At 41.7% G+C, this 11,995-nt stretch carries 12 protein-coding genes; all 12 read right to left on the reverse strand.

Translation table 11 applies throughout. The features are described from left to right. Positions 1–316 precede the first annotated feature (316 nt). Positions 317–1,615, reverse strand: a complete 1,299-nt coding sequence (tig, locus tag RL70_RS08890; protein ID WP_039043063.1) for a trigger factor — start codon at positions 1,613–1,615, stop codon at positions 317–319. A 103-nt stretch (positions 1,616–1,718) separates the two neighbouring features. After that, positions 1,719–2,696 carry a tetratricopeptide repeat protein gene (locus RL70_RS08895; RefSeq protein ID WP_039043064.1) on the reverse strand — a complete coding sequence of 326 codons (978 nt, stop codon included), beginning with the start codon at positions 2,694–2,696 and terminating at the stop codon, positions 1,719–1,721. 74 nt (positions 2,697–2,770) lie between these two features. Further along, positions 2,771–3,307 carry a hypothetical protein gene (locus RL70_RS08900; RefSeq protein ID WP_039043065.1) on the reverse strand — a complete coding sequence of 179 codons (537 nt, stop codon included), beginning with the start codon at positions 3,305–3,307 and terminating at the stop codon, positions 2,771–2,773. Between the two features lie 49 nt (positions 3,308–3,356). Further along, on the reverse strand, positions 3,357–3,809 hold the full coding sequence (locus tag RL70_RS08905) for a hypothetical protein (protein ID WP_197054101.1): 453 nt from the start codon (positions 3,807–3,809) through the stop codon (positions 3,357–3,359). A gap of 114 nt (positions 3,810–3,923) precedes the next feature. Further along, positions 3,924–4,376: a GNAT family N-acetyltransferase gene (locus RL70_RS08910; RefSeq protein WP_039043067.1), complete on the reverse strand. Its 453-nt coding sequence runs from the start codon at positions 4,374–4,376 to the stop codon at positions 3,924–3,926. A 135-nt stretch (positions 4,377–4,511) separates the two neighbouring features. Then, positions 4,512–5,813 carry a globin-coupled sensor protein gene (locus RL70_RS08915; RefSeq protein WP_039043068.1) on the reverse strand — a complete coding sequence of 434 codons (1,302 nt, stop codon included), beginning with the start codon at positions 5,811–5,813 and terminating at the stop codon, positions 4,512–4,514. A 310-nt stretch (positions 5,814–6,123) separates the two neighbouring features. Further along, positions 6,124–6,840 (reverse strand): DUF421 domain-containing protein, encoded by a 717-nt coding sequence (locus tag RL70_RS08920; RefSeq protein ID WP_197054102.1) that lies wholly within the window; start codon positions 6,838–6,840, stop codon positions 6,124–6,126. A 69-nt stretch (positions 6,841–6,909) separates the two neighbouring features. Next, a complete protein-coding gene (locus tag RL70_RS08925) occupies positions 6,910–8,643 on the reverse strand; it encodes a sensor histidine kinase (RefSeq protein ID WP_039043069.1) in 1,734 nt (577 codons plus the stop codon). Continuing rightward, entirely contained in the window at positions 8,640–9,410 is a 771-nt protein-coding gene (locus tag RL70_RS08930) for a response regulator (protein ID WP_039043070.1), read from the reverse strand. Before RL70_RS08930 ends, RL70_RS08925 begins: the two co-directional genes overlap by 4 nt. Before the next feature lie 79 nt (positions 9,411–9,489). Beyond that, positions 9,490–10,617, reverse strand: a complete 1,128-nt coding sequence (gene msrB, locus RL70_RS08935) for a peptide-methionine (R)-S-oxide reductase MsrB (RefSeq protein WP_231567257.1) — start codon at positions 10,615–10,617, stop codon at positions 9,490–9,492. A gap of 19 nt (positions 10,618–10,636) precedes the next feature. Next, positions 10,637–11,134: a redoxin family protein gene (locus RL70_RS08940; protein WP_039043072.1), complete on the reverse strand. Its 498-nt coding sequence runs from the start codon at positions 11,132–11,134 to the stop codon at positions 10,637–10,639. Between the two features lie 13 nt (positions 11,135–11,147). Further along, positions 11,148–11,870, reverse strand: a complete 723-nt coding sequence (locus tag RL70_RS08945; RefSeq protein ID WP_039043073.1) for a cytochrome c biogenesis CcdA family protein — start codon at positions 11,868–11,870, stop codon at positions 11,148–11,150. Between the last annotated feature and the right edge of the window lie 125 nt (positions 11,871–11,995).

Below are 11,995 nucleotides of genomic sequence, written 5' to 3' on the forward strand. Positions count from 1 at the left end.
GTTCTTTTGATGTATGTACACGGGTTTTACCCGCGCTTAGTGCTTAGACAAGTGTGAGTAAACAACGGTGTTGTTCTCCACTTCAGACGGACTCGGGCCAACAGGATGTAGGTCATACAACCGTTGCGGCAGGACGCCGCGAACTTAGGTTGTTTCCATGAAAAAATCCCTCCGGAGTCGCCACCTTGCGCTTCTATCATTAGCATATCCTTAGTTATAGAATTTAACACTAATCTATAATTAGACAACCTTACACTATCCTCAATATACAAAAACAAGGCACGGGGTTCCGTGCCTTGCCCAGAGCGGCTTTGGATTATTCTGCAGCTGCTTCTGTAATTTTTGCGTTATCAACTAAAAGTTGAACTGTTTTGTTGAAACGAAGGTCGTTTTCGAGCATTTCAGTACCGCCAAGAGCAGTTTTGATTTGTTCGATGTCCATGTTGAATTGTCCAGACATTTTGTTGAGTTCTTCGTTGATTTCTTCTTCAGTAACTTCGATGTTCTCTTCTTTACCGATTGCTTCAAGAGTAAGTGATACACGTACACGGCTTACAGCGTCGTCGTGCATTTGCTTACGAAGTGATGCTTCGTCTTGTCCAGAGAACTGGTAGTACAAGTCAAGGTTCATACCTTGCATTGAAAGACGTTGTCCGAACTCATCTACCATACGGTTAGTTTCGGATTCAACCATTTCTTCAGGTACTTCGAATTCAGCGTTACGAGCAGCTGCTTCTACGAGGTCGTCGCGAAGTGCTGTTTCAGATGCTGAGCTCTTTTCAGTTTCTAGGTTTTCTTTCATTTTCTTGCGAAGCTCGTCCACAGTTTCAACGTCTTCGTCCATTTCTTTAGCAAGTTCGTCATTCAACTCAGGAACTTCTTTTGCTTTCACTTCGTTGATTTTCACTTTAAATACTGCTGGCTTACCTGCAAGTTCAGCTGCATGGTATTCTTCAGGGAAAGTCAATTCAACGTCTTTTTCGTCGCCAGTTTTCAAGCCGATTAGTTGCTCTTCAAAACCTGGGATGAATGAACCTGATCCAATTGCAAGGTCATAGTTCTCAGCTTTTCCGCCTTCGAATGCTTCTCCTTCAGAGTAGCCGTCGAAGTTGATGTTTGCTGTGTCGCCTTCTTCGATTGCGCCGCTTTCTTTAACGACCATCTCAGCCATTGACTCACGACGTGTTTGAAGTTCCATGTCGATTTCTTCATCTTTAACTTTTGTCTCTTGGCGTGTTGCTTCAAGGCCTTTATACTCGCCTAATTTCACTTCTGGCTTAAGTGGAACGATTGCTGTGAATACAACTGCCTCGCCCTTTTCAAGCTTTTCGATGTCGATTTCTGGTGATGCAATCGGCTCAAGACCTTCTGCACGTACAGCTGCATCGTATGCTACTGGAAGAACGATATCAATCGCATCGTTGTAAAGTGCTTCTTCCCCGTACATTTGGTTGAACATCTTGCGTGGCATTTTCCCTTTACGGAATCCAGGTGCGTTTACTTGCGTAACAACCTTTTTGAATGCTTTGTCCATTCCTGCTTTGAAGTCCTCTGCTGAAACTTCAAACGTTAACTTTCCTTTGTTACCTTCTTGCTTTTCCCATTTAACTGACATTTCTACATACCTCCGAATCATAGTGACGAATATATTTTGTACCGTTTATACGCCATTGACAACCATCTCAGTATATCATAGTCTCTTTATCTTTCAAGAAATTTCATTCAACAGCTTCACTGGAGTCTTGATCGACCTCAAAGATCAGCTTATGCAAAGCAGTTTGAGGAAGGGGAGCTCCTTCAAATAGAAACGTAGAATAGTTTTCATATGCTACTGCCACCACTTCTGCAGGGGCACCCCAGTTGAGAGGATAACTAATTAGAGCGAATTTCCTCACCGCTTCTTCAATTAGCGATAGTCTAGAAGGATCTTTATCCAAAGCTTGTCGGAGAAGTGTAACGATTTTTTTTGTTACCTCATCTTCTCCAGGTAGTGGCAGCTGAGCCGGAATCACGCTTATTCCACGCCCGAACTTCCTGATAACAAGTGGTGTTTCACAGCCCGAATTCCGTAGCAATACTAATGCTACAGTCCTCAACACAGGTGGAAGGGAATCGTGCCCCGCTATTTGACAGAGCAAAGTCTGAGATTCCTTTGCCTGGTTACTTTCAAGATGCGCGAGCAATTCTTGTTGATGAAAACGGTCCAACTGTAAAAACGACTCAAACGATACCATTTCTTTCGGTTGCGCTATAAAATCGTCCGCGAACCTATTGGATAACCTTCCATTCAGTTCACGGAGATAAAGGAACTTCTGTTTTAATTCGCTTGGAACGACACCTTCATCAAGAAGCGCTCCAATGGTATCTTCCACTTCCTCATAATCTTGAAGTTGCATACAAATTGCAAGATACAGCTCCATTGCTTCAAAGTATTCGTTCATGTCGCTTTGCAACCATTGGGCTGCGTATGGCTTTGCTTGCTCAAATTCTTTTGTTTCATAGAGCGCTACAGCAAGAATACCTGGAACATCTGGCAAGTCGGGCGCTATCTCAAGAAGTTGCTCAGATAAACGAATAGCTTCTTCAAAGTCTTCTGCTTGCATAGCATCTTCGGCTTGGTCAAGCAATCGCTCGACCGTCCCAGGAAAGACAATCATGTTGCCTTTTTTATGCAGTCTTTCACGCTTGCGTTTCACGTCCGTCACCTGCTTTCACTGATACTATAGCACAGCATTTCACCTGTACGCATTCCAGACGGGCGATAGCGTGTTCATTCTTTTTTCGGGATGAGTATTTTTTCCACCTCTACTCCTTCGTAACCGAGCCGATTTTCAATCGGCGCAAGAAACTTCATAAACAATCGATTCATAGTGAGTGTTAACTTTACGTCATCCTCAAACTGGAAGTCGAACTCTGATTTCCCATCAGCTGAGGGTACTGACCTAAAAACCGCTTCATCCACTTCATCCCAAGAATAAGAATGCGTCTTAAAAGATAGTAGCGGCCGATATGTAATACCGTCGTCTGATAACATCGTATAATTCAGTGAAGCTATGTAAAAACTAGCGCCCGCTAAAATAGTTAAACATAGACTTATAAGTACGGATTTTTTACTCATATACATAAAATAAAGAACAAATAATGCTGCTATCAAAAAGACGAAAGCTACCGTATATACGAAATAGACACCCCCAGTTACAAATACAAACCAACTTCCAGATTTGAAGTATATGGAGTTCGCCAAAAAATTAGGTAGCAAAAAAATAAAGAATGGCGCAATTAGAAATAACGCAATTCCAATGACCATCGGGACATGTCTACGTTCTGTATGAATGATTATTCACATCCTTGTAAAATTATCTCCAACATTTTTTCAATTTCCCCTTCTGTTTTGGATCCTCTTCAGTTTCTATTAATTGGATTCCTAACTTCTCAATATCTTTATCCTGAGTGACCTCAAACAATTTTCGTAATCCTTTAATAATATCACTTCGAATCATCGTAGGATGCACGCCATTTGAAGCATTATAAAAGCGATCCGATAAGTAATCATCAACCATTTTTTTCTGCTTGTCACCTCCAAGCGCTATTTTCCAAAAAGACTGTAATGCATGTCTAGCAGTAACAAATTTCTCATCCTCTGCAACAGCACAGAGAGATGAGAAATTATCTAAAATACGATTATCCGGATCACTTTTAGCAAGCCCTGCTAGGAACTGTGCTCCACGGGCACGATTATGAGGATCCTTATCATGCAGCCATTCAGCAAAAAGATCCCAAACTTCATATGCCCAATCAACAGGTTCCACAATTTCCTCTTGAATAGTTAGGAATGCTTCATACTGTTTCGTCTTGTCTGAATCACTGAGTTGCTTTATATAGTGATGGATAGAATATTCCATATTTAATAATCTAACTCCTTATTAATTAAATGCCATACGATGTGTTGTTTCCGAAGCGGAATCATCAAATTCAAAACCATTATGACGATAAAAAGCATCAGCTTTAGACGACTCTGTTTTAACAGTCAACTCATGAAACTCGCTTCGTGCATGCTCAACAATTTCTTTCAGTAACAACGATCCCGCACCGTTTCTGCGTTCATTCGCTTCCACGTAAAAACGCTGTAGTCGCCCAGTCTCGGAATCTCCTCCAGGAACCGGAAAGCGATTGACGCCTCCAATGGCTACTACTTTCCCTTGCTCATCTTTCACACAATACAAAGCTTCCCCTGGATCGGAGAATGTATTAATGCCGTCTTTATAATCTTCTGCAAGTCGTGTCAAAAAACGATATCCTTCTTCTTCGCTTTCAGAAATAAGTGATTCGATATTAAGTTTCGTCAAGTCTTGAACTGTTTCCACTACGTATGTCATATCACTCGCTCCTCTACTATTAAATTAGATACACGTTCTACTTTATTGTCATTCTACAAAACGGGTGAAAATTCCTTCTTTTTAGAATAATGTTGAACCATAAGCTAAGTTAGATAAAGTAGTCATCCATCCAAGTTATGCAAGTACCGCAGCTTTATTCAATGCCTCAGCAGACGACGCAACTTCAGCAGTTGACGATTTTATCTCCATAACGCCATTAATTACTTCGTCCATTTGTTGTTGCACAGTCAATACAAGGGACCCACTTCTTTCAATAGCATTCACGACATCATGAAACGATGCATTCGTTAGCTCAGATGCGGTTGCACCTTCACGTACTGCATGATTTACAGCGTTCAAATCATCAAGAACTTGTCCTTTATATTGATTTGAATTTGAAATGAGTTTTTGAATTTCAGTAACTGAATGCTTCGTTTGTTCAGCAAGTTTTCGCACCTCTTGGGATACGATCGCAAATCCTTTACCATGTTCACCCGCACGTGCCGCTTCGATTGCAGAGTTCAGCGATAGTAAGTTCGTTTGGTCAGCAATCTTTTGAACTATACCAATAACAGATGCAATTTTATCTGAAGCCTCTCCTAGTTGCTCAATACTTTCCATCATACTCTTTGTATATGTTTCAATCGCTTCAATTTTCTCCAATAAATTCGTAAGACGAACTTGACCTTCACTAACAGATGTCTTGGCAAACTCGGCTTGCTCATTGCTATCTGTTGTAGTTACATTCACCTGACGAATGGTCGTACTCAACATTTCAGCAGATGCTTGAGTCTGTTCTGCCAAAGCTACCAATCCTTCACTAACTTCCAGCATGGTGTTTTTAAGGTCAGCTTTCCCACTTTGAAATTGTTCATTTAATTTCATTTGAGTTTCATCGTCATATGCTTCTAAAACAAGCTGTTGCTCAAAGCTTATCATCTTGTTAATTGCCGAAAGTAGTAAATGGATTTCTTGTGTATTATCCATCTCTCTGCAGACGATACCCAATAAGGTGTTCTGAAGGTTTTGGAACGCTCCCATGTAGGATGAAGGAGGTAATCCAATTGAGTAATGAGCTTTCGCAATTCGAAGTTGTTTTTGGATGAACGCATCATTGATAACCCCATCAAACATTTCGATAACATGCTTCTTCAATGTCTCTCTTAACCATTCTTTTGTCGTATGTCGCTCGATCATTTCTTTTAATTCACTCACCTGTAAAATCGTACCGTAAAAATTATCGACCAACTCGTCTCCGTGCGTTAAAATCATTGGCTGAATCGACTTGATCAATTTCAAATCCTCTTCTGTAATATGTATCATTTTTAATTTCTTAATGATTTCCTTGTCTTCTACTCGAATTTCCACATTCATAGTTCTTGAAATTTCAATCACCTTTGGCATCATTTTTGCTTTGTTCGCACTAAAAAACATCATAACGTTCTCCTCCATATTACTCAGCGACAGAGGCAAGCTGTCGTAACCAAGTTTATAAAACGGGCTGACAGATATGCTTTTTTGACTAAGCATTAAAAGTATAGGACACTTCTAGCGATAAAAGATCACTTTATTGCTGTATTTTCCCATCTATTGTTATTATTTCTCTATTGCTCTAGTAAAACCCTTTAATTCATAGGCCAATTTACACAAATTCAACATTTCGAGGAACATCTATTTGTTAAACAGCAAATAGAGAGGAACCTATACCATGTATCTGGTCAGATACATGGTATAGGTTCCTCTCTCATTAATTATCTTTTGCTGTCCTCTCGTCAATATGCAAGTCTCCATTCCCTTGAATCTCCGCATAAAAGACTTGATCGACTCGATTGATTCCTTTCTTTTTAAGCTGTTCATACACCCATTGCTCCGTTAAGTTAAGCTCCGCTAAATTTTCCAAAATGAGTTCTCCATCTGAAATAATTTCAGTAGGAATGTATTTGGGTTCTCTTGTAGATGCTTTTACATCAGCTTTTGTTGCATTTTCTAGGGCAGTCCGTTTCATGACACTTAAATTACCGTTGACTTCAAAAATGGCATAGTACACGTCTTTTATCGAAAAAATGCTTTGTTCACGTAAAAGCATATTGACGTCATTGAGATCGAGACGTGCTTTCCGTAACGAACCTTCCTCAATCTTTCCATTCCGGATAATTATAATCGGTTTATCATCTAACAGGATACGTGCTTTTTTGGATTTCATCGCAATATAATTCATTACAATCGTCAAAATAGCCCACCAAATCATCGCAAGTAGCCCGTTCATAAATGGCGTCTCCGATTCTCCTGCGATATCAGCTGCAATAGATCCTATCGTGATTCCAGTTACGTAATGGAAGAATGTCAGTTGGGAAATTTGTTTTTTCCCCATGAAACGAGCCAATAAGAGGAGCACCAGAAAAGCAAGTGTCGTGCGCAAGATCATTTCCCAGAAATCGACTTTAAAGAAATCGGTATGTTCCATAGTGCAATCGCACCTCCGTATAAAAAGAAGTATGCGCCTGATCTATAGAACCAATACGTTTTATTATTATTATCTAAGGGAAGATGCAAGGTGAATACGAACTGTAGTCCCTTCGGTTTCCGAAGAATGGACATGTACTCCATACTTTTTACCATAATAGAGTTTAATACGCTCATCTACATTACGAATGCCGACTCCGCCAAGTTTCGTTGTTTTCTTAGTTTTTTCATCATTCATGTCAACTACGTGAAATCCATCTCCATTATCACGGACAGTCAGAAACAACTCATCTCCCTCTGAAGTGGCAGAAATATTGATAACACCCTGGCGAGAAAGTCCACGTATGCCATGATAGAGAGCGTTCTCTACGATAGGCTGAACAATTAGTTTCGGCATTTCAATATCCCTTACCGTCTCGTCACAGTGGATGTCATACTTCAACTTATCCCCGTACCGTTCTTTTTGGATGAACAAATACCGTTCGACGTGTTGTAATTCGTTCTCTACCGTCGTCAACTCGCTCCCGCCACTCAGTGACAATCTGAAAAATGACGCCAGCGCTTTCGTCAGATCGATCACTTTTTCATGATCACCAAACTCCGCCATCCATACGATCGTATCGAGTGTGTTGTATAGAAAATGAGGGTTAATCTGACTATGCAACGCACTGATTTCCGATGTCCGAAGATGCTTTTCCTTTTCCTTAATCTCCTCCATCAGCTTATCGATTTTGTGCGTCATCGTATTGAAATGACGCGTCAGATTTTGCGCCTCGTAACATCCTTTCGCATCGACCGGAATTTCCTTCAACCCCGTTTCAATATCCCGCATCGCCTGTTCCAGTTTCTGAAATGGCGCCGTGATCCGACCCGCAAAGACATACACGCTTGTTGCTGCTATCAAAAGCAACGCAATGCCGACCCATACGAAGATTTCAAGCAGCTGTTGCTTGATGGCAAGAAGACTGTCTTGAGACGAGATACTGACGAGCATCCAGTCTGCATTTTTCAACGAATGAGTATACGTCAACGTATTTTCTTTGGAATCATAGCCCGCTTGGTCATCTACAATCGCTTGCAACTCGCGTTTTTTATCGTCATTTTTGAAATAGGACGGGTCTTCATGATAAACGACTTCCTGGTTTTCGTTGAGGATGAACGAAAATCCCGCTTTTCCGAGATCCAAGTCCGCCAAATAGTCTTCAATCACTTCATAATCTAGATCTATGAGCAGCACGCCGCGGTTTTCCCCAGCTGTATCAATGATTTCCCGACTGATTGAGATAACCCATGTGTCTTTATCCATCGTAAAATCTTGCATGCGGGCAGAAGTTAAGAATGCTTGGCCACCATTCATAATCGCCGACCGATACCACGTTTCCTGCATCATATTCGTCGATTTACTCATCGTCAAACCCGCTTCGTTGGACAAAATCTGCCCATCTTTACTCACAATGATAATCGATTTGATGAATTCATCGGAATCGAGCGTTGTATCGATCGTTTTCAATAGGTCACTTTTGACTTCTGGTGCGCGAACGGAATCTGATAAGTAGCTGACGAGTTGAGGATTTTCTGCGAGTAAACTCGACACTGCATTCAGCCGATCAATATACAAATCGAGATACATGCCGCTTTGGTTCACAGAGGACTTAGTACTTTTCGCAGACTCGCTCAATAGAATCGAAGAAATGCTTGCGTAAAGAATCCCCGCCATCAGCAACAATGTCAATCCGCTTGCTAGTATATAATGAAGGGCAATTTGTACACGTAATTTTTTGTAGGTATTCGCTCGATTCTTCATTCTCTAGACTTCTCCTTAAACTGATTGGGAGACAACGAAAACCGCTTCTTAAATGCAGCGCTGAAATAATTCGGGTCATCAAATCCAACGGAAGCCGCGATTTCATACATTTTCATGTCCGTGCTTAACAAAAGCAATTTTGCCCGATCGAGTCGAACTGCGATCATATACTGTTGGAACGTTGTGCCAAATAGTTGCTTAAACAACGTACTGACATATGATGTGCTCAGTGCAAGCTTCGATGCGAGCGTCGCAAGCGAAAACTCGATATTGTCGATATTCGTATTGATTTCCTGCTGGATTTGATATTTGTATCCTGTCGTTTCTTCTTCGCTATCTGTTAACTGAATGAGTCCATCTACCAGTTTTGTCACTTCTTGTTGACGATGAGCTTCTTGGACTTTACCAATCAGTTTTTGTAACAGTTCTTGAATGTCATTTTTAGAAACGGGCTTTAGCACATAATCGTCGACTCCTGTTTTGAGCGCCGCCACTGCATAGTCGAAATAGTCGTATCCCGTGATCATCGCGATCTTCACATCCGGCTTCAACGCTTTCGCAGCGGACGCGAAATCCAGCCCATTCATTTTCGGCATGTTGATGTCTGCAAGGACAAGATCGGGTTTGTGCGTTTTAAACAATTCAAGTGCCTCTTCCCCATTAGCCGCTTCGAGAACTTCATTAATCGATAGCGCGTCAAAATCGACAAATGAACGAATGCCCCGGATCAGAATGGGTTCATCGTCTACTACAAGTAACGTGTACATAGGCGTCTCCTTTCATATGTAAAGGTAAAAAACGAAAGGCAGCAACAGCTACCTTCCGCAGTCGTATTTCCAGTCTACCTTACTTCACAAGGCTTGTCAGATAGCCATAGCCTGCTTCTTCCATTTCATCTAGAGGCACAAAATCGATTGCCGCACTATTGATACAATAGCGCAAACCACCTTTGTCTTTCGGCCCATCATCAAACACGTGACCAAGGTGACTATCCCCAGCACGACTTCTCACTTCGATCCGCACCATGTTAAAACTCTTATCTTTATGCTCCGTTACGACTTCAGGAATAATCGGTTGCGTGAAACTTGGCCATCCGCATTGTGAATCATATTTGTCTTTTGATGAAAACAACGGTTCTCCCGTTGCAACGTCAATATAGATCCCGTCTTTGAATGTATCCCAGTACTTGTTTAAAAATGCCGCTTCCGTGTCGCTACCTTGCGTTACTTTGTATTGTGCTTCAGTCAGTTTCGCTTTCAACTCTTTGTCACTTGGCTTCGGATAGTCTGCCGGGTCTATCAAAGAAGGAATCTCTTGGTCTTCCAACGAATCGAATTCCACGTGGCAGTAGCCGTTTGGATTTTTCTCCAAGTAATCTTGATGATACTCTTCTGCCAATTTGTAGCTTGTTAGCGGCTCGACCTCGGTTACGATTTCATCGTTAAAACGCGTTTGTTGGTCAGTGACGACTTTCTCGATTACAGCTTTCTCTGCTGAATCTGTATAGAAGACACCCGAGCGGTATTGCGTACCTCGGTCATTGCCTTGTTTGTTCAACGATGTCGGATCAATAATCGTAAAGAAATGATCCAGGATTGTATTCAAATCAGTGCGCTCTGGCTCGTATTGCACATGAACGGTTTCCGCATGACCTGTTTTACCAGCGACAACGTCTTCATAGATTGGATTTTCAGTAGTTCCGTTCGCATAGCCTGAAGTAACATCATAGACACCGTAAACACGTTCCATATAAGCTTCAACGCCCCAGAAACAACCACCCGCTAAGTAAATGTCTTTCAAGTTATTTTCATCGAAAGTCAAATTATCGTTCGGATTTTCAGGATATTTCGAAGAGGCTGCTGCGGTCAGTGAGCCTGTCGAATTGTCGGGTTCTTCCTTGGAGGCATTTCCAAGTGAACAGCCACCTAGAACTAACGCTAGTACAAGCAGTCCAAAAAGATAGTTCAATTTCACGATGCGTCTCCCCTTTGTTTTAGTTTAGTTGATCCATCATCTCTTTGATCTGATTATTCGATAACTGTCCGGCTTGTGTTTTAACGAGTTCCCCTTTTTTATTGATGAACGCAGATGTTGGATAGCCGCGTACTTCGAACTCTTTTACGAGATCTCCACCTTCATCCATTAGGACAGGTAAGTCTTGAACGTTTTCAACGCCTTTATACCATTTCACAAACGCATCTTTTTTCTTTTCGTTGTTGTATCCTGGTGCAACGACTGTCAATACTTCAAAATCCGTGTCTTCTGCAGCAAGTGCATTCACTTCTTCAAGTCCCGCGAGACAGATTGGACACCAAGACGCCCAAAATTTCACGTAGACGTTTTTTCCTTCGTAATCTGCCAAGTTGACGGTGCTACCATCCAAGTCTTCCAGATTGTATAGCGAGTCTTCTGCTTCTCCGGATTTCTCACCAGATGAGCAAGCACCAAGGACAATGACAACAGTGAGTAGAACAAGTAATTTTTTCAACATGCCAAATCCTCCTTCATTGTGGAATAAGTGTTGTAAAGAAATTCAAGTTGTTCGTCATAAGGAAGAGTCCCATCACAACGATGATGATACCTCCGGCAACTTTGACTTTCCCTAAGTGGCGATTAAGCTTTTTCATGCGTTGTAGTAAGAAGTCCGAGAAAATCGAAAGGATGAGAAATGGAATCAGCATACCGAGTGCATAGATGAGCATAAGAAACGCACCGTGTGCTGCTTGCCCTTCGTTCGCCGAAAGTCCAAGTACGGCACCTAAAATCGGACCAATACAAGGCGTCCAACCGAAGCTAAACGTAAATCCGAGGAGATACGTTCCTAGAAAGTCACGTTTTCCACTTCGTTTCAAGTTCACTTTGTTTTCTCGTTCCAAGAACGGAATATGGAACAACCCGATTTGATGAAGTCCGAGTAACACAACGACAATTCCACAGATGGTGATGAAAGTTGTTGTGTTAATGAGTGCGCCTAATGCGCCTGCTCCAAATCCTAGAAGCACAAAGCTGGTTGATAAACCAAAGACAAAGATCATTGTTTTAACAATTAGTCTTGGATGGATACTGAATTTCCCTATCGTAATGAGGCGATTTTGGCGAGTGGATGCTGGGTCTCCTGAGGAGAGGATGGATACGTACACAGGCAATAGCGGCAAGATACAGGGAGAGAAAAAGGACAGAATCCCTGCCGCAAAGACACTGCTGAGTAATACTTGTTCGCCAATCATAATAAGTTCCCTCCCGTCGTAGTGTGTAGTTCTATTGTAGAGGGGTGCGGAAAGAAACCCTATAGACTGACGTTTGGAGTTTCTTAGAATTGATACGGTGAACCACAAAAAGACTGTCCCAAAAG

The sequence above is a fragment of the Sporosarcina sp. ZBG7A genome, from assembly GCF_000813425.1.
Taxonomy (GTDB): Bacteria; Bacillota; Bacilli; order Bacillales_A; family Planococcaceae; genus Sporosarcina.

Bases quoted from the DNA above. Each gene is read 5' to 3' on its own strand.
- tig (WP_039043063.1), bottom strand. From the start codon at position 1,615: ATGTCAGTTAAATGGGAAAAGCAAGAAGGTAACAAAGGAAAGTTAACG.
- RL70_RS08900 (WP_039043065.1), bottom strand. From the start codon at position 3,307: ATGGTCATTGGAATTGCGTTATTTCTAATTGCGCCATTCTTTATTTTT.
- RL70_RS08910 (WP_039043067.1), bottom strand. From the start codon at position 4,376: ATGACATACGTAGTGGAAACAGTTCAAGACTTGACGAAACTTAATATC.
- RL70_RS08915 (WP_039043068.1), bottom strand. From the start codon at position 5,813: ATGATGTTTTTTAGTGCGAACAAAGCAAAAATGATGCCAAAGGTGATT.
- RL70_RS08920 (WP_197054102.1), bottom strand. From the start codon at position 6,840: ATGGAACATACCGATTTCTTTAAAGTCGATTTCTGGGAAATGATCTTG.
- RL70_RS08925 (WP_039043069.1), bottom strand. From the start codon at position 8,643: ATGAAGAATCGAGCGAATACCTACAAAAAATTACGTGTACAAATTGCC.
- RL70_RS08930 (WP_039043070.1), bottom strand. From the start codon at position 9,410: ATGTACACGTTACTTGTAGTAGACGATGAACCCATTCTGATCCGGGGC.
- RL70_RS08940 (WP_039043072.1), bottom strand. From the start codon at position 11,134: ATGTTGAAAAAATTACTTGTTCTACTCACTGTTGTCATTGTCCTTGGT.
- RL70_RS08945 (WP_039043073.1), bottom strand. From the start codon at position 11,870: ATGATTGGCGAACAAGTATTACTCAGCAGTGTCTTTGCGGCAGGGATT.